The organism is Microbulbifer mixtoriginis (SeqCode) (genome assembly GCF_052468275.1).
On sequence record NZ_CP174341.1, the window covers coordinates 1,700,362 to 1,717,894 of the forward strand.

14 protein-coding genes are annotated in these 17,533 nt (G+C 48.3%); 6 read left to right on the forward strand and 8 right to left on the reverse strand.

What is annotated here, in order from left to right:
* The first annotated feature begins 445 nt into the window (after window positions 1-445).
* Window positions 446-964 carry a hypothetical protein gene (locus ACJJIC_RS07410; protein ID WP_444910360.1) on the forward strand — a complete coding sequence of 173 codons (519 nt, stop codon included), beginning with the start codon at window positions 446-448 and terminating at the stop codon, window positions 962-964.
* Window positions 965-1,091: 127 nt separating this feature from the next.
* Here the strand turns inward: ACJJIC_RS07410 and ACJJIC_RS07415 are convergent, their stop codons facing one another.
* Complete coding sequence (locus ACJJIC_RS07415) at window positions 1,092-1,598, reverse strand: GNAT family N-acetyltransferase (protein ID WP_445359704.1); 507 nt, start codon at window positions 1,596-1,598, stop codon at window positions 1,092-1,094.
* A 148-nt stretch (window positions 1,599-1,746) separates the two neighbouring features.
* The gene (locus ACJJIC_RS07420) at window positions 1,747-4,104 is read right to left on the reverse strand and encodes an autotransporter outer membrane beta-barrel domain-containing protein (protein WP_444910358.1); all 2,358 of its coding nucleotides are present in this window, start codon (window positions 4,102-4,104) and stop codon (window positions 1,747-1,749) included.
* Between the two features lie 433 nt (window positions 4,105-4,537).
* On the opposite strand from ACJJIC_RS07420, the gene arfB reads away from it, so the two are divergent.
* Entirely contained in the window at window positions 4,538-4,945 is a 408-nt protein-coding gene (gene arfB / locus ACJJIC_RS07425; protein ID WP_444883946.1) for an alternative ribosome rescue aminoacyl-tRNA hydrolase ArfB, read from the forward strand.
* A 316-nt stretch (window positions 4,946-5,261) separates the two neighbouring features.
* Here arfB and ACJJIC_RS07430 read toward each other — a convergent pair whose 3' ends face one another.
* A complete protein-coding gene (locus tag ACJJIC_RS07430; RefSeq protein WP_444910357.1) occupies window positions 5,262-5,891 on the reverse strand; it encodes a DUF2799 domain-containing protein in 630 nt (209 codons plus the stop codon).
* Between the two features lie 686 nt (window positions 5,892-6,577).
* On the opposite strand from ACJJIC_RS07430, the gene ACJJIC_RS07435 reads away from it, so the two are divergent.
* Window positions 6,578-8,134, forward strand: coding sequence for a M20/M25/M40 family metallo-hydrolase (locus tag ACJJIC_RS07435; RefSeq protein ID WP_444910356.1), 1,557 nt, complete (start codon window positions 6,578-6,580; stop codon window positions 8,132-8,134).
* Between the two features lie 383 nt (window positions 8,135-8,517).
* The gene (locus ACJJIC_RS07440) at window positions 8,518-11,139 is read left to right on the forward strand and encodes a TonB-dependent receptor plug domain-containing protein (protein ID WP_445356698.1); all 2,622 of its coding nucleotides are present in this window, start codon (window positions 8,518-8,520) and stop codon (window positions 11,137-11,139) included.
* 152 nt (window positions 11,140-11,291) lie between these two features.
* Here ACJJIC_RS07440 and ACJJIC_RS07445 read toward each other — a convergent pair whose 3' ends face one another.
* The 4 genes from ACJJIC_RS07445 to can all read right to left on the reverse strand — a co-directional run bounded on the left by ACJJIC_RS07445 (window position 11,292) and on the right by can (window position 15,221).
* Window positions 11,292-12,023 (reverse strand): glycerophosphodiester phosphodiesterase, encoded by a 732-nt coding sequence (locus ACJJIC_RS07445; protein ID WP_445356699.1) that lies wholly within the window; start codon window positions 12,021-12,023, stop codon window positions 11,292-11,294.
* A gap of 179 nt (window positions 12,024-12,202) precedes the next feature.
* On the reverse strand, window positions 12,203-12,715 hold the full coding sequence (locus ACJJIC_RS07450; RefSeq protein ID WP_444883950.1) for a flavin reductase family protein: 513 nt from the start codon (window positions 12,713-12,715) through the stop codon (window positions 12,203-12,205).
* Between the two features lie 105 nt (window positions 12,716-12,820).
* The gene (locus ACJJIC_RS07455; protein WP_445356700.1) at window positions 12,821-14,479 is read right to left on the reverse strand and encodes an FAD-dependent oxidoreductase; all 1,659 of its coding nucleotides are present in this window, start codon (window positions 14,477-14,479) and stop codon (window positions 12,821-12,823) included.
* An 85-nt stretch (window positions 14,480-14,564) separates the two neighbouring features.
* Window positions 14,565-15,221 carry a carbonate dehydratase gene (gene can, locus ACJJIC_RS07460; protein WP_252083105.1) on the reverse strand — a complete coding sequence of 219 codons (657 nt, stop codon included), beginning with the start codon at window positions 15,219-15,221 and terminating at the stop codon, window positions 14,565-14,567.
* A 136-nt stretch (window positions 15,222-15,357) separates the two neighbouring features.
* Between can and ACJJIC_RS07465 the strand changes: the two genes are divergently transcribed.
* Together ACJJIC_RS07465 and ACJJIC_RS07470 are read left to right on the forward strand one after the other, a co-directional pair.
* A complete protein-coding gene (locus ACJJIC_RS07465) occupies window positions 15,358-15,579 on the forward strand; it encodes a hypothetical protein (protein WP_444883952.1) in 222 nt (73 codons plus the stop codon).
* Between the two features lie 163 nt (window positions 15,580-15,742).
* Complete coding sequence (locus ACJJIC_RS07470) at window positions 15,743-16,252, forward strand: GNAT family N-acetyltransferase (RefSeq protein ID WP_252083103.1); 510 nt, start codon at window positions 15,743-15,745, stop codon at window positions 16,250-16,252.
* 51 nt (window positions 16,253-16,303) lie between these two features.
* On the opposite strand, the gene ACJJIC_RS07475 is transcribed toward ACJJIC_RS07470, so the two are convergent.
* Window positions 16,304-17,524: an MFS transporter gene (locus ACJJIC_RS07475; RefSeq protein WP_444910352.1), complete on the reverse strand. Its 1,221-nt coding sequence runs from the start codon at window positions 17,522-17,524 to the stop codon at window positions 16,304-16,306.
* Window positions 17,525-17,533 lie beyond the last annotated feature (9 nt).

A 17,533-nucleotide genomic window follows, 5' to 3' on the forward strand; every position in this document is an offset into this window, starting at 1 on the left:
GTAGTTTTTTATATTCATTTTCGGAATTTCACGATTCTTGACCGTGTCGGCTATATCTTCAGATGCAATGTTTCTACAAAAAATACTATTTAATATTTTGGCCTGAATGCCAGCCCTAGATATTGACTAATCGAAAAGCTCAAAAGTAAAAATTTATTTTTTTAATTGTATTTTGATTGGATTTGTAGGAGCGATATCTGGTAAAGATTGGACTTGTCTCTGGTGATAAGCTACCAATCAACGCAGTTCATAACTTGGTTTGGAGTTCTGATATAAAGAGAAGGGACTTCTGGGTTCAAATGAAGAATAGCAATCTTGAAGTTTTACTGCTGTAGTCAATCAGTGTCATTACGTGTGATTACTGTCAGCATAAAATCTCTTGATTGGTATTGTTCTCATGCCTACTATCCGCCCCCTGTTCATGGTCTTTAGATTGAGGGGATAAATGAAAAAAATAGCTGTGCTGGTATTATCTGTCATATTTCTAGCCTCCTGTGGAGAAAACTCAACACCAGAGGATTTGGCAGAGGATCTTGTAGATGCGCTAACCTCCCAGGATCAGGAAGGCTACAACGATTTATTTATGACAGCGGAAGATCATGAAGGTTTGATTGAGTTGGCTCTAAATGCTGATATTCGTGAATCCAGTAAAAAAGGTTTTATGAAGCGAACCAATGAGTTGGTAGAGAAGATGCAGGGTGCAGATTATATACGTACCCAGAAAAGTAGAATTCAAACCGCTTACAAGAAAATCCTGTTGAAAAGTAAAAATCATTCCTTTGATTGGGATAAGGCTGATCTGGAGTCTATTGACTACTCTATCGAAACTAAGTTTGGCGTTGAGCGGGCAAAACTTGTTATTACGATGGAGTACATGGATATGAAATATAAAATCAATGCCCCCAGAATAATAAAAAGCCAAGATGGTTGGAAGCTGGACCTGATGCCAAGCTGGAGAGGCTAAGTTTAGGTCGCTGAGTCGGTGGTTGAAACTGTCGGCTCAGAAGAGGCACTCTATCCAGTCACTTTTTTACGAGTTGGTCATTATTGGTTGCAGTATTTTTGGATACCAAATGACTTCTGTTATTCTATTAAGCTTCCCATGCCATCAGGAGAAGCTCTTCTGTTTCCCCTGGTAAAACAATCTTTTTCTCTATTTGAAGCCCAATTTTATTCAGCAGCTTTATTGAGGGTGTGTTTTCGGGTAGTGTGATCGCGACAATTCGCTCTAAGTTTAATTGGTGTTGAGCATATTCCAGCACGGCTTGTGCTGCCTCTAACGCGTAGCCTCTGCCTCTATATTTTGCTAAGAAAGCGAAGCCAATATCTACATCATCAAGACAGTCCCGCTTGATTAAGCCGCATATACCAATGCCGATACCATTGCCAAGTTCAACTTTATAGAGACCAAAGTTGTACTTGCGGTACATGGCTATTGGCCCTTTTTTAATGTAATCACTAGCCTGCTCAAGAGTGCGCACTCCGCGATCGCCAATATATCTCACGAAGTCCTTATCATTGAGTAGGTTGAGCATCAGTTTCGCGTCACTTTCACAGAGCTCACTGATCACTAAATTAGGTGTTGTGATTTGAAACATACTGGTTTTTTTCACAATGAGGGTTGGCTTTGTATTGTGCCGGTAAGCTGTTTATATAGCGAGAAGGAGGCTCGGGAGGAACTTAATTGTTAGGAGAGGGAAGAGAGTCGCGCCCCTGAGGGGCGCGAGTGTTAGCCCTATAGCTGGATTAGAAGCGGTAGGTAACATTGACCGATGCTTGCTCAGCCGCTGGGCGTGAGGTCACATTGGCACTTAAAGCGAGGGAGTCAGCCGCTTGCCAGCGAATACCAGCAATCAGGCCCATACCATCGTCGAAGAGGCCTTGGTCCACGCTGGAATAGCTGGGCATAGCGTTCATGTTACCAGCCATAGACTTAACACCTACCTCAAGGGTATCTGTGTCAGTACCGTTGGTATCTTCATACCAAACCTGCGCGTAGGCATTGATGGTGTTCCAGCTCTTATTGGCAAAAGCACCGAAGCGCAAGGTGTTGTAGTCACGCTCTTGGTCACCGTAATTCATGCCCAGGGGATCGTACTCATTACCCATGGAGTCGGTGTAAGTAAAGCCCTCGATGGCCTTTTCGGTATAGCCGTCAACTTCCATGGTCGCTCGGGTTACGCCGATGAAGGGCCCTAGCTGGAAGCTTGATTCGCTAAACAGGTTGGCACCAACCGTCAGGCTCAGGGTGGTATTTTCACCGGAGGTATCGCCTTCCAGCTCGGAAGCAAAATTATTGCCGAGGGTCAGGGCGCGGTTTGCCTGGTCGAAGTCTACATCGGTCAGGGTCATGCTACCTTCAACGAAGAATACATCGTGATGGAAGCGGCCAAACAAGCTGTAGTTGGTAGAGGTGGACTCGATATCGGAGCGGGCGTTATCCACATCGATATCGGAGCGGCTCACCGCGAAGCCCAGTTCCAGGTTGTCGCGCAGGGCGTAGGTCATACCGATCAGGTTGGCATTACTATCGCCACTCATATCGGCGGCAAAGCCGTTGTCGTAATCGATATCACCGAAAATGCCACCAGCAAATACTGCGGTTTGGGCCTGGCTATAGCGAACACCAGCCAGGTTTTCATCCAGGCTGTTAATGTGTGTGCGAGCAGCCTGAGCGCCGATGTCAGGCAGCTGACCGGCGACCTGGGCGGCATTCACAATAGCGGTGTAGTAGTCGGCAAGAACCTGCTGACCAACTTGGGTGGGATGAACGGTATCGTTGAAGATCAGCTTGGAAGCGTCTGGAGCTGATCCGTCAATGCTGTATATATCGTGCCCAACGCAGTCCCCGCTTCTGTCATCGTAGCAATATCGGCTCTGGTCAAGACCTGTAGCCAAGTTAAGTTTTCCAGCATTTTCCAGAGCGACCTTGAGTAGGCCGGCCTGATCTATCATCAGCACACCATCGATATCTTTGGCTTGAGCTAGCAAGTTGGCGTTGAAGGCCTCAGAGGCTTTGCTGGCTTCAATTAGTAACTCATCAATGGCGCCAGGTAATGTCGCACTGGCCTCTTCTGGCGTGATCTGACCTGCATCTACGGCTTTAGCTAGATCTGCGCTAACTTTTTGATAAGCGGCAGCGTATACAGCTGGAGTCTTGCTGATATCCGGCACATTGGATACCAGAATATAGTTTGCCCCTGCGTTAGATAAGGCGCCGGCAGCGCTCGCGAGCATCACGGATGCCAGACCTGCATTCGCAGTGGCTTCCTCAATGCTCATTTCACCTTTGGCAACACTTTCAAAGCCGCTCAGCAAGTCATTACCGCCACCATTCACCCAATAAAGGGCGTTGGCGTCGGCAGTTCCAAGAGTGGTTTCCAGGTAACCCCTACCCAAAGGGTGTGGGTTGCCAGAAGTACCTAATTGTTCTAGAGCTTGATCAGCCTCGCCTTTAGCAGCCAATGCTTGCTGTTGATACCCAGCTGCTGCGGCTAAATCACCTTGTGCCTTAGCAGCCTCCGCCATAGCGGCGTAGGTTCCAGCTTCGGTTAACTTCTGTTTTAGCAAGCCGGCCAATTGTTGGTCTGGGTAGGCTGGTTTTCCATCGGCACCCACTTTTGGCATAAAAGCGCTAAGAAGGTTGTGTCGATTGACGTCAGCGTCTAAGCCATTAGCTTGAAGGAAAGCCATGTAGTTTTCTGTGCCGATAATATTCATCAGCACGTCAGCAGCTTTGTGGCCACCAACAGCCCATACAGACCCTGCTTCGTTGACTCCGTTAAAAACCTGCCGCGAAACATCTGCTTCAAGCTTGGCGGGGTCAGTCATCAATGCAGGGTCAATACTGGGTAGGCAGAGAGAAGATTGCATACCAGCACAAGATGCTGTTAAAGAGCCCAGGCCAAGATTCTGGGACATGACATTGATAGCGATATCATTTGCATCGCCACCATTAGTGAATACATCGTAGTTGCCTACGTCGGTGAGGCTGTCACCAAAAGCAATAACCTGGCTGAAGGCCGATTCTTCTGCAATTGCAGAAACGCTGGTAAGGGATGCAAGTGCAATAGCCGCCGCAAGGCTGCGCTTGGCGTTAGGCATGGTTTTCTCCTAGTCGCGGTAATGGCACACCCGCGGAGACATCGGGAGGAGTCCAGAGGAAACAACTGGGCGTGCATCTTTATTGTTTTTTGTTCCTGTACCTCAAGGAAGCTTGGCAATACTAGCGGATTTGACCCAGACAATAAAATAAGTCACGGGTTAAGTGGCTGGCTGCTTGGTCATCCCAAAATTGGGGGCCTTGAGGCACGCACAAAGTGGCGCAATAGTACTGAATGATTCTTTTTAGGTAAATGCGCTATGGCTTTTTAATCGTTCGATTCATGGTGCGTCTGATTAATGGGAAGGGCAAGTGTTTTTCTAAGAATGAGGGGTACCAGGGTACCGAAAGGAGAGTGTCCTAAAGAGTGATGAATTTCAGTAAAATATAAGTTCTCACCCTGATGGTCATCGAGTTGGTTTTGGATTTGAAATTATGTTAAGTGCCCGTTTAAAGATTAACCTGGCTGATGTACAGTTCAGCGCTGTCCGCGCCCAGGGGGCGGGTGGTCAGAATGTAAATAAAGTCTCTAGTGCAATTCACCTAAGGTTTGATATTAGAAGCTCCTCTCTGCCTGAGGCGGTTAAGTCCCGGCTACTACAATTACGTGATCAGAGAGTTTCAGCTGATGGTATTGTGGTTATTAAGGCGCAGCGCTTTCGGACCCAGGAGAAAAATCGGGCAGATGCTTTGGAACGTTTACAGCAATTGGTCGAGCAGGTATCCAGGGTGGATAAGCCGCGTATAGCGACGAAACCCAGTCGAGGCTCAAAGGAGCGGCGCCTGAAAAATAAAAATCGCCGCTCTCAAGTAAAGGCGATGCGGGGAAAAATTAGGGACTAAGTAAGCAATTTCTTTAGTCTTTTTTTATAATGACTGTTTTTATAGAAGCTAAATAGACAGGACCCAGAGAATTTAGTGTTAGCTGGATACGGTTAGAGTTTTGTTTCAGCTGTTTATTTTAGAACAAAAATAAAATAAAACTATACTGCCAGTAAATTATATTGGACTCTGCATTAGAAACTTATTTAAAGGCGGAAGATAATAACTCCTTACAGATAAGGCTATTTGAAGAGTGGCGTTAATAACTAATTTTTCCATGCTCCAGGTCGTTTAATGAACAGTTTCTCTTCTCCTCCGCCTGGGTTTACCCTGTTACTTATTGTGGGTAGGGAGATATAGCCAATAAATCCTGATATTCCAATTGTCTTTGTGTCAGCTCGAATAGTAGGTCGTCAATCTCTAGTCCCAGCTCTGTATGGCGCACCTTAAGACGTGCGATGTCGGCCAACAGGGTAACCCGCTCTTCGCGTGTCGCTTCATCTTCAACCAGTTGGGCACCTATTTCAGTCATGTCATCTAGGAGGTGCTCACGTTCCAGCTCCCGATCATGAATAGCCGCTTCAATTTCTTCAACTGCAGTTTTGGCAATGAAAAGATTCCGGCCGGTTTCATAGCCTTTCAGAAAGAGCCCTTCAAGGCCCGCGGGACAAACGCCGGCGTAGTTTTCCCCTGAACGCCCTTCAGAAAAGCCGCGTAGCTCTGTACAAAAAAGTTCTAACCCCTCATCCCGCCCGTTGCGGTAGGAACTGGTATTGAGCTGAACGCCATACTTTGCACAGGACTCCCGTCGTTTGCCCATGTAACTCAATCCTCTTCCTTCGGCGCCGTCTTCATAACCCAGTGCCTGCCAGTCGGCTACTTGGCATTCATCTTTGCTCATGGTGGCGCAACCGGTGCTTAAGAGCGTGATGGCGACCAAAGAAAGGGTTCCAAATCTTAGCTTCACTGCTGTTTCCTATGATCGGGATAAAAGGGCAACTTACCTGAGCCAACCTGACTGTAAGCTGAAGAGAATGGGTCAAAGGCTCATAAACCTTGTGCGATACCAAAGTGTCTCTGCACTCTCTACATAAGGTGAAAAAGAAGAGGGCTAAGAGTTGAGGTATAGAGTTAAGAAGGCAGTGTAATTCATTGCGCGATAGGCCCTGTCTAATCCAACAGAGTTTATTATGTTGAGTGATTTCGATCGTTTTCTAATAGCCCTTTATTGGATTTAATTCGCCTGGTGATTGTCGTTCTCTATTCACGATAGTGAAACTTTTTATATTCAGAATTTTTTAAGTTCTCTTCAGTCTTAAAAATTATTATTTGTTTTTTGGTGAGTGGTGCTAAATTGTTCAAGTACCATTTTTCTGTTGGTGCTTGTTTCTTTGATTTTTATTGAGTTTTTCTATCTGTTAATCCCGGCGTTTATCAAAGTTTAAATAATAAAAATAAATCCATATGTCGTACAGTATTTCTTCTTGAGTCAGGTTGCGTATTTAAGAACGTTTTTTTATGGGTTTTTTTAATGTCGTCAGCATCGGTACATGCTGTTTGTGCAAGGATTTTGCATGAGTCTCCAGTGCCTCCCTGCGTTTTTTGGGAAATTGCCGACTTACGCTGGGGGAATCAATCAATGTGGAGAAGATAATGAAAAAAATGATTTGTACATCGCTACTAGGGTTACTGGTGGTACCCGGTGTAACTTTAGCTGAGGACTTGTGGATAACGATCGGCAGTGACGGTTATCAATCCCTGAAAAAAAGCAGTGCGTTAATGGCTAAGGAGCCCCTGAATGCACTAGGAGAGCGCAATGGTATAACCATATTGAAGGTGAATGAGGATAATTTATCCGAAATTTCTACGATAATGCATAATAGCCACAATCGTTGTGGTGGCTTTATGGTGCATGATTCCCTGCAGGAGGCGCAAACTGCGCAGCTCTCTCCACTGGCTAACACTGTGTCGAGTATTGCCAGCTATACCATTGATAATGCCAATGTGGTGAATGCCCTACAGGCGGAAATCTCTGAGGCAAATATTCGCTCGACAATCACCAGCCTTTCCAATTTTACCAATCGCTTTTACACCACCTCTACAGGCGTAGCTGGTGCTGAATGGATTCGGGATAAATGGCAAGCATTGACTAGCTCTCGCAGCGATGCATCTGTGCAGCTCTATAGCCATAGTTGGGCTCAGCCTTCGGTCATTCTCACTATTCAGGGGCAAACAAACCCTGATGAAATCGTGGTATTGGGGGCGCATTTGGATTCCACCGTTGGCTGGGGTACCGGGGAAGGCACAAGGGCACCGGGTGCCGATGATGATGCCTCGGGTATCGCCACTCTGACCGATGTGGTGAATGCCATAGTGGCAACAGGTTACAAGCCTGCAAAAACTCTGGCTTTTATGGGGTATGCGGCAGAGGAGGTTGGCTTGCGTGGTTCCGATGATATTGCTACGGATTACAAGAACCAAAATAAAAATGTGGTTGGTGTTCTACAACTGGATATGACCAATTATTATGGTTCAAACAGTGATATTTATATTATTGGTGATTACACCAACAGCTCACAGAATGCCTTCCTGAAAGATCTTGCTCAGACCTATCTGGGGAACCTTAGTGTCGGCACAACTACCTGTGGTTATGCTTGTTCCGATCATGCCTCCTGGCACAACCAGGGCTTCGCGGCCTCTTTCCCTTTCGAGGCCACATTTAATGGCTCTAATCCTTATATCCACACTGTCAATGACACTTTAGCCAACAGTGGTGGCGATGCAAATCACGCTGTGAAGTTCGGCAAACTGGCTGCCGCTTATGTGGCAGAGCTGGCCAAGGGATCCATTGGTGATGATCCAGGTCCTGATCCCGACCCGGATCCCGATCCCGATCCAGGTCAGGAGAAAACGGAAAGTTTCTCTGGCAGTGTGACTCGTGGTGGAGAGGAGCATTACGGGCCATTTAGCGTGACACCGGCAACCAATTTTGTTGCGGATATGACCGGCACCAATGACGCTGATCTATACGTGCGGTTTGGAGCAGCCCCGACCTGGCGCTACTACGATTGCCGGCCCTACGAGAATGGTTCAGCTGAAAATTGTTCGCTACAAGTGCCGAGCGGTGATAGTCAAGCTTTCATCATGGTTCGCGGATACAGCCGTCAAACTTCCAACTTTGAGCTGGATGTCACCTATACCCCGCAATAAAAAAAGAGGGCCCAGGGAATTTTCTTCCCTGGGCCTATTATCTTCATCCTCGATTTTAAAATATCAGCAAAAAAATGACATGATTGGCAGTTAAGGCTGGCAGTCGGCTCTGACAGTCATTGCTATAAATTAATTTAAACGCCATGGATTTTGGTTTCCAGAGTAACTGTTGTCTAATCGAACGAGGGAAAATGCCAAAAAGTGAAAATCTTTTAGCACTGACGCCAAAATTTGCAGCTATCTTGGCGAACTGACATATTCCCACAGAAATAAGTCGCGCACAGTTATTGAAATTGTGCGCATGAAAATTACTGTGCATCACTTATCAGGGGTAACCTGTGGTGTGCTGTCCGAATTAATAATGAGAAGAGAGGACGGGCAATATGCAAACCCATTTGCTAAAACCTTTATCGTTGGCAATCGCCATCGCGCTGACTGCTCCAGGTGCTTTTGCGCAGGATCGGAATGAAAAATCTTCGACAGCCGATGATCGTACTATGGAAGAGGTGATTACTACTGGTACCCGTAAGGAAGGTGTTTCCCCAACAGAAACTCTTTCACCGGTTGACGTAGTTGGCGGAGAGGAGTTGGCAGATCAAGCAGGCTTTGACCTCACCGAGTCTCTGGCAAAAATTGCTCCCTCGTTTAATACCCAGCGCTTTCCCATCGCCGATGGTACGGCATTTATTCGTCCAGTAACCCTGCGTAATTTGTCCCCGGACCAAACATTGGTACTGGTCAATGGCACTCGTCGGCATCGTTCTGCCTTGGTGAATTTACAGCTCGCTCCTCTGGGTACGGTAAATCAGGGGGCTCAGGCGGTGGACTTTTCCACGTTGCCTTCACTGGCTATCGAAAGAGTCGAGGTGCTGCGTGATGGTGCTTCGGCCCAGTATGGCTCCGATGCTATTGCCGGCGTGGTTAATATCATCTTAAAGGATGCTGCTGAAGGTTTTGCTCTTTCTGCTCAGACCGGTGAATATTTTGAGGGGGATGGAACTCGTAATTCTTTTGCCGCTAATGCTGGTTTCAACCTTTTTGATCAGGGGTTTGTTAATGCCACTGTAGAATATTCCAAAGCTGATAAAACTTGGCGGGGGGTTGCTCGCCCAGATGCGGAATTTGTGGGTTCTGTAGTTGGTGAAAACCTAGTTCCCCTTGATGGGCTAGGCCAACGTTGGGGTGACCCGGATGTGGAGGCACTGAAATTTTTCGTCAACAGCGGCCTTGAAATTAATGACAATTTCGAATTGTACGGAAATTTTGGTTACTCGAATAATGAAACAATTTCAGACTTCTTTTATCGTGGTCCAGTATTAGATCCTGAACATGAGTTTACCGCTCGTGGCACTTTACAAGTTGATATGCCCAATGACCCTGCAGATCCGGGTAGTATCGACTATTTGCCAGATCCAGCCCCTCAGTCACTGATTGATTATATTGTTGCTCAAGGCTTAAATCCGTCTGATTACCTGGTAGCGGATGACTCCAGCCCCAGTGGCTATGTATTGCGCAATCCGATTTATACCCAATTCCCGGGTGGTTACAATCCACAATTTGGTGCGGAAATTCAGGATATCTCCGCTGTAATAGGTGCTCGTGGAGAATTTCAAAATGGTTTGACCTGGGATCTGCGTGCTCGTGTTGCAGAGAATGAGGTGGAATATGTATTGAAAAACTCTATTAATCCCAGCCTCGGGGTTTTGTCACCCACTAGTTTCAAACCGGGCACCCTCACCCAGGAAGAGTCCAGTCTAAATGCAGATTTTGTGAAACCTATTGATGTTGCTGCCTTTGCCTCCCCACTGAATGTTGCTTTTGGCGCTGAATGGCGTGAGGAAACCTATTCAATTGGAGCTGGTGATACTGCATCTACTGAGGTTGGCCCAACAGCGGTGTATTTTGGAGTGGGATCAGATGGTTTTCAGGGGTTCTCCAAAGACTCAGACGGTAGTTTCAGTATTGAGAGTATTGCCGCTTATATCGACCTCGAAGCGGATGTTACTGATGCACTAACCCTTGGCGTGGCGTTGCGCTTAGAAGAATATGATGAGTTTGGTTCCACCTCCGACTGGAAGCTTTCAGCTCGTTACGATGTCAATGAGAACCTTGCTCTGCGCGGGACAGTGAATACGGGCTTCCGTGCGCCAACACCTGGGCAAGTGAATACCCTTAATGTCACTACCACTGCAGATTCCAGTGGTAACCTGATTCCGAGTGGTACCTATCCGGTGGACCATCCGGTAGCAATGGCCTTGGGGGCAAAAGAGTTGACGCCAGAGGAGTCGACCAGCTTTACCTTAGGGGCAGTGTTTACGCCGTTTAGCAATACCAGCGTCACTCTTGATTACTACAACATTGACATCGAAGACCGCCTTGCATTGCGCAACAATAAAATCGGCGCAGAAGAAATCGAGCTGCTACAGAATGCAGGGGTAGAGGATGCTGCCTTATTGAAAGACAGCAATGCCAACTATTTTGTCAATGCATACGATTCAGAAGTTTCAGGTATCGACTTGGCCATTACCAGTGATTTTGAAGTGGCAGGTAATTTACTGGTTGTGGATTTACGTCACAACCACAATAAGCAAGAAGTGAGTAAAGTAGAAACTAATACGATTAATGCCTCCAGAGTCTTCGACCTGGAAAATCAGGTGCCCAGTGATCGCACAACTCTGACTTTTGATTTTGATACAGGTGATTTGTTTAGAGGCTACTTAAGATTCAATCGCTACAGTGATTGGGAGTCTACTGGTGGTTTGTTTGGTCCTGGTGATGCTACGGATACCTACAGTTATGGTAGTGAAATTTTGGTGGACTTGGAGGCGACCTTTACCCTCTATGAAAATTATAAATTATCCATAGGTGGTGAAAATATTTTTGATGTGCAGCCCGATGATGAACAAGACGGTACTCTGCAATATTTAGGCGTTCGCCATGCTCTGACATCACCGTTTGGTTTTAACGGCGGCTTTTGGTATCTCCGTGCGAGTGCAGAGTTTTAGTGGATTGGGTTTTTTGATTGGGGACTGGTATCAAGCCTTCATTAATTGATAGCCGATGCCAATCAAAATTTACTCTGAAGTACTTATTGTAAGCAATAAAAAACCCGGTATTTGCCGGGTTTTTTTGTTCATGGACCAATCTCTATGAAGACTCAGATCGATTTTCCGCTCGTATTAACCTGCATATTGAAGTCCAGTACTATCTTTGGTTGATCAGTAAAAACACCGTCCACACCTTGAGAGGCTAGGAGTATCAGGTCATCAGGGCTGTTAACCGTGAAGACATAGTTTTTTAAGCCTCTCTGTTTTGCATCGGCAATCAAATCAGCACTGATAAAATCCAAGCTGGTATGCAGGGAATAAGCCTTCAAAGGCACTGTGCTCGCGGCTAAGTCGAGGGGAATACCACTGAATAAAACTCCGCGGCGCACACTGGGTATCAGTTGTAAGCACTCGTGGAGCTGTCGGTGATCAAAAGAGGAAACAATATATTGATCAAAGCTTACGCCCTTGTCGCTGACAAATGTTTGTATTTCTTTGGCTACTAGCGCAGCTGAATTTGGACCCTTGATCTCTATATTGAGTTGGGCGTTACTACCGATTAGCTCCAGTACTTCACGCAGGGTTGGAATCTTATTACCGCAGGGTAGGGGGCGTTGGCGCAGGGCGTCTGGATGTAGATCAGTTATTAGCTCGTTGCCGGAAAGTAGTCTACCCAGGCGCCTATCGTGTGTTACCAAGAGCTGCCCACCAATATTCCAGACATCGATTTCAATACCATCAACATCCAACGCCAATGCTTGGCTGATGGCCTGTAAAGTGTTTTCACTGGCCTGGCGTTGGTATCCCCGGTGGGCAAAACAGAAAAGTGTGCTTGGGCCCATTGTTGCTTAACTCCCCCCGATAATTTTTAAAAGCTTATTATTAAATGATGAGGCAAGGGTGATTTAAGTCTATCGGTTGTTAACCCAGCCAGACAGGCAAATACCTTTATAGGTTTGGAAAATTTAAAAGGGGGCAGAGTGCCCCCTTAAAAGTCTTGATGGTGGAACCTCTGGGTTTTTTATTCTCCAGACAAGGCGCGGTAGCGTCCGCGGTGGAATATTAGGGGTTCGCCGCCGAAAGCACTGAACTCCAAAACTTCTCCCAGCAGGATGGTGTGATCCCCACCTTCAATACACTGAACACGGCGACAGTGGAAATAGGCGGCGCACTCTTCCAGGCGAGGTATTCCATCTGGGCCCTCGCTCCACTGAATCTGCCCAAACTTATCGGCCCCGCGACCGGCAAACAGGTTGGAAACGTGTTGCTGATCTGCGCGCAGTACGTGTACTGCAAAGTGTTCGCGGGTGGTGAAGGCCTCGTAGCCCAGTGATTGTTTGTCGATACTCCATAGAACCAGTGCGGGGTCCAAAGATACTGAATTAAAGCTGTTGGCGGTCATCCCCGCAGGCTGTCCCTCAGAGTCCTGCGTGGTAATAACGGTGACCCCAGTAGCGAACTGGCCCAGAGTATCGCGCAGCAGGCGACTTTGTTGAGGGGAGGGAGTGATAATGGAGCTTCTTTCTGTCGACATACGATGGTTGCTTGTACAAAAACTGTGCTAGCCAGCCATTTTACGGCAAAAGCGTACTGATTGCGCGTCTTGCCTCGCAAGCTAGTAAAAGAAGCTCGAATATCGTTATTCGAATGACTTATTGTCCATAAGCGGCATGCACTCACTCATCAGCCGCTCCCTTTCTGTAATTGCGGCGCCAGTCAGTGCGAAACCGAGCAGTTCTCCCCTACTGTTGCGAAACTCGGCACAGACGCCTTTTGTGTCTTGAGATACTTGCCAGCTGCCCTCGGCGCCTGGATGGGGAGGGCAGAGGGTTGTGGGGCGCAGGGTTGTTTTAACCGCAACCGGTATAACGCCGTAGTGTACGGGACTGGGATTACCGCTAAGGGTTTGAGCCAGGGCGCGGGCACAAGTCATTAGGGGAGCGACGTAAAACAGTTGGTGCCCCTCTACCTCCGCACAGTCGCCAATGGCAAATATATGCGGATTGTTACTCTGTAATTTCCGGTCTACGGCAATTCCCTGCTGAATTTTCAGTCCCGCAGTTTTAGCCAGGGCAGTATTAGCTTCAAGACCCAGTGCCGCCAGGGCGATATCTGCCACTAGCGTCTCACCGTTATCCAGCAGGGCTTCAATGCCTTTAGGATTCTGATTCAGGGAACGAATGGATTTTCCCAGATAAAAACGAACGCCACTGTTACTTAGGACTTCCTGGAGATCGCGACCGGCAGCTTCTGGCAAGAGAGAGGCGAGCGGCCACTCCTGAGGATCTACCACAGCCACTTCATATCCGGCTTGCACCAAATCATTGGCAAACTCACAACCAATCAGACCTGCACCGATCAGGAGGACCCGCTGGCAGCCAACGAGCGCGGTGCGAAAGCGGTGGTAGTCTGTCAGGTTGTTAATTCTAAATAGCCTTGCGTGGGCATTGCCCGCGATAGCCGGCAATTTGCGGCAGTGGGCACCAGTCGCCAATATCAACCTGTCGTAAGGAATATCCGCTATGTGGTTATCAACATCCTGCTGCAACTGTAATGTTTTGCTGTGGGGGGAAATTGAAGTAACACGGGTATGTACGAGAATCTGTGCGTCCAATTTACGCGCCATTTCTTCAGCGCTGGTTTGGCATAACTGCTGGGCTGTTTTTCCATGGGAAAGGGAGGCTGATAGCAGGGGTTTAGAGTAAAAGGCCCCGTCATCACTGGAGATCAGAATCAGGGGGGTTACAGAATCGAGCTTGCGAAACTCCAGGGCTAGGTGATAGCCGGCCAGGCCTGTGCCGACAATCACTAGTGGGGCTTGATTCTCGCTGGAAGCTTCACCGCCACTTAGCTCAGTGTCATTTTCTATAGGCTTTGATGCCGGAGTCACCAGCACCATGTCGAAGTCTTCCTTACCTACTCCGCATTGCGGGCAGCTCCAGTCCTCGGGGATATCCTCCCAGCGGGTGCCGGGAGCAATGCCTTCCTCTGGACACCCCCTGGCTTCGTCGTAGACCCATCCGCACACCATGCACTCCCAGAGGCGAAAAGTAGCTGTGTCCTGATGAGTTGGTAACTGGGAGTCAAGCGGGGTATCAAGTGGAGAAGGGGGGCTTTTCTTTTTATCCAGCTCACACATTGCAAAATCTTGCTTGTGTGCTCCGCACTGGGGACAGCACCAGTCTTCGGGGATATCTTCCCAACGGGTACCAGGGGCTATCCCATCCTCAGGCCAGCCCTTGGCTTCATCGTAGATCCAGCCGCAGATTTGACATTCCCACTGGCGATAGTCTGGCATGGTGCCCCCGTGCTAGCTAGACAGTAGCCGGCTGTAGGGCAACCGGCTTTAGGGCAAATATAAGGGAGATCGTCGGAGGGTGCTGCTAATCGTGTTTGCCTTGGGAAATATTTGTCAGTGCATTTTGATAGACGTCTGCAATCTCTCCTGGGTGGCGAATGGAAATCCCCAAATCGTGTACGAGCCCGTCTTTTAGCCCGTAGACCCAACCGTTAATGGAGAGTGACTGACCTGAGCGCCATGCGTCGCGTACTATTGTCGTTTGGCAAATATGGATTACTTGCTCCAAGACATTGAGCTCGCACAGTAGGTCTGTACGCTGTTGTTCCTGGAATAAGTCAACCAGAGTGTGGTGCTTGTCGCGAACATCTTGGATATGGCGCAGCCAGTTATCAATTAGACCAAGCTGTTCGTTGTGTAGTGCCGCCTGTACGCCACCACAGCCGTAATGCCCACACACGATAATATGCTTGACCTTCAAAATCTCTACCGCGTACTGCAAAACGGATAAGCAGTTGAGGTCAGAATGCACCACCACATTGGCGACATTGCGGTGTACGAACAGCTCACCGGGCAAAAGCCCGACAATTTCATTCGCGGGCACACGGCTGTCTGCGCAGCCAATCCAAAGGTATTCCGGTGATTGCTGCTTTGAAAGCTTTAAGAAAAAGTCCGGGTTGTCCTTGTGGGTGGCCTCGGACCAGTTCTGATTATTTTTTAATAGATGATCTAGCGGGTGCAATGGGTTTGTATCCTGATATGACTAATTGGACATAATGTTGGGAGGATAGCGGCTTTATTCCTGCGGGCCAAGAGGGTATGGGCTAACCTGAAAGATGACTATTTTTTAGCATTGGGTCTCAATTTAAGGAGAAATGATGGCGAGAAGGAATCACTCCGGTCCCGGTAGGCGACAGCGAACATCCTTGCGCTCTGGATTTGCTGATCGGCACCGTTTGCGTATGCGCCAGCTACAGGCGCGGCGGACTCGGCTACGTGGATACACCTCTAATTCTGATGAAGAGGAAGGAGCTATTGAACCAATGAATGGTGGAGAGGACCCCTTTAGTCGAGAACTGGAAAGGGAGCCCTTGGCTTGAGTTTTGCTGTTTCCGATAAATTAACCAGGAAATGAAAAGAGCGCTTAAAAGCGGTATGGATTTTATTTGGCAGTAATAATCGTCAAATTAACAAAAATTTGTTTACATACTCGCTTTTCAATACTTTTGCATTTCCCAGGTGGAAAAAGTCGGAGGAATAATAATGGCCTTGGTTACCCCGGAGACTTCCAGCGCATTGCGTGTGGTTTTGGCGAATTATACGGACTGCCATCAGGCTGAGGATATTATCCATTTAATGGATGAGTACTCCCGCCATCCTTTTGGTGGAGGGGGGCCATTGCCAGAGCCTTGTCGCAATGAGCTGGTGCCTAAATTGGCAAATTTTCCCGGTGCTTTCAGCGTGCTCGCCTATGGCGATAATGAGGCCTTGGGTTTGGTTAATTGTTTCACCGGTTTTTCCACATTTTCCTGTATGCCGCTGATTAATATTCACGATGTTATCGTCAGTGAGCGCGCCCGGGGGCAGGGCGTTTGCGCTGCCATGATGGACTTTGTGGCGTTAGAGGCAAAAAAGAGAGGGGGCTGTAAGCTGACTATGGAAGTACTGGAAAAAAACTTTGCCGCGAAGAATGCCTATCGCAAGTCGGGGTTCAAGCCTTATACGCTGGATGAAGAGTTTGGGCAGGCCGAATTCTGGCAGCGGTATCTCTGAATCTTCAGGGGTGGCACAGGCCACCCTTTTTCAAATTAAGCAATAACTTTGTTACCTGGCAGTGTATTGGGTCTGTCCCACTTTCTTTTTCTTGCTGATTATGCTGCTGAGTAGTGCAAAAAGCGCGATAAGTGAGACGCTGACCAGTAATCCCAATAAGGGTTGCTGCGGATCCCTTTCATAAAGCCAGCCACCGATGGCAAAACCGATAGTGTAACCGCCGGTGTGCATCAGTGATAGAAATCCAAATAGCCGGCCACCGCGTCGATTCGCTTGGCTCAAAAGTGCGCTGTAGCCCGGTACCAAAAAGGCAATCCCCACCACAAAGATCAGCAGGCCGGCAGCTGCGAGCAGGCTGCCTAGGGTACTGGAGAGTAAGATGGTGCCTGTGCATAGGGAGCTTACGCCCAACATAAAACTCATCTGCGGCGCCTTGAGTTTGCGCACCAGACCAATCTGAACCAGGAACCCACAAATCGCCACTGCAGCCAACAATACGGCAGTAGCTGATGAGGCGCCCATGGCGCTGAGACCGTAGAGATCTTTAAGAGCAGGTCCCATGACAACCTGCAGCTGACCAACACTAACGGTACCGAGCAGAGCGGTGGCAAAAAGGGCCAGAGCACCAGGAGGGAGGGAGGAATTTCCAGAGGATTCTGTTTCTGCAATATGGCTCTTTCCCTTCGGCAGACCGGCGGTTAAAACGAGGGTGATGAATGGTAGCAATATCAGCCACGCCAGAGGCCAAAGAGCGCCAGCGAGGAGAGCCGGCAAGGCAAGTAGTGGCCCGAGTCCTCGTCCCAGATTAGCCGCCGCACTCAAGCCTGAAAGAATTGATAAACGCTTTTCCGGCTCCCCCAGGTCAATAGCCCAAGCCTGGCAACAGGGGTAGATGGCTGCAGCGTTCAACCCATAAATGACACGACTGATTGCCAGAGCTATTAGGGCATTACTTTCCTCCAGGTACCCCTGGGACATGGCCACCAACAGGGCCACAAAGAGGCACTGGGCCAGCAGTGCTCCAGTCAGCCCTGCGAGTAGTACTGGCTTGCGGCCAACCCTGTCCCCCATTTCACCCCAGAGTGGTCCGGCAATCATCAGGCAAAAAGTACCCAGGGCCACTAACCCCCCGATGCTGGCCAGACTCAGTCCACAGCGCTCAACGATGAGTGGAATTTGAGTCAGTAGAACAACCTGGGCAGCTCCCTGGCTGGCCACCACCATATTGATTTTACGCAGGTGATGTTTGGGGTGATTCAGGGATCTCCGCATCCGGGACTC

Coding starts and splice junctions, on each gene's coding strand:
- ACJJIC_RS07410 (WP_444910360.1), top strand. CDS start 446: ATGAAAAAAATAGCTGTGCTGGTATTATCTGTCATATTTCTAGCCTCC.
- ACJJIC_RS07415 (WP_445359704.1), bottom strand. CDS start 1,598: ATGTTTCAAATCACAACACCTAATTTAGTGATCAGTGAGCTCTGTGAA.
- ACJJIC_RS07420 (WP_444910358.1), bottom strand. CDS start 4,104: ATGCCTAACGCCAAGCGCAGCCTTGCGGCGGCTATTGCACTTGCATCC.
- arfB (WP_444883946.1), top strand. CDS start 4,538: ATGTTAAGTGCCCGTTTAAAGATTAACCTGGCTGATGTACAGTTCAGC.
- ACJJIC_RS07435 (WP_444910356.1), top strand. CDS start 6,578: ATGAAAAAAATGATTTGTACATCGCTACTAGGGTTACTGGTGGTACCC.
- ACJJIC_RS07440 (WP_445356698.1), top strand. CDS start 8,518: ATGCAAACCCATTTGCTAAAACCTTTATCGTTGGCAATCGCCATCGCG.
- ACJJIC_RS07445 (WP_445356699.1), bottom strand. CDS start 12,023: ATGGGCCCAAGCACACTTTTCTGTTTTGCCCACCGGGGATACCAACGC.
- ACJJIC_RS07450 (WP_444883950.1), bottom strand. CDS start 12,715: ATGTCGACAGAAAGAAGCTCCATTATCACTCCCTCCCCTCAACAAAGT.
- ACJJIC_RS07455 (WP_445356700.1), bottom strand. CDS start 14,479: ATGCCAGACTATCGCCAGTGGGAATGTCAAATCTGCGGCTGGATCTAC.
- ACJJIC_RS07465 (WP_444883952.1), top strand. CDS start 15,358: ATGGCGAGAAGGAATCACTCCGGTCCCGGTAGGCGACAGCGAACATCC.
- ACJJIC_RS07470 (WP_252083103.1), top strand. CDS start 15,743: ATGGCCTTGGTTACCCCGGAGACTTCCAGCGCATTGCGTGTGGTTTTG.
- ACJJIC_RS07475 (WP_444910352.1), bottom strand. CDS start 17,524: ATGCGGAGATCCCTGAATCACCCCAAACATCACCTGCGTAAAATCAAT.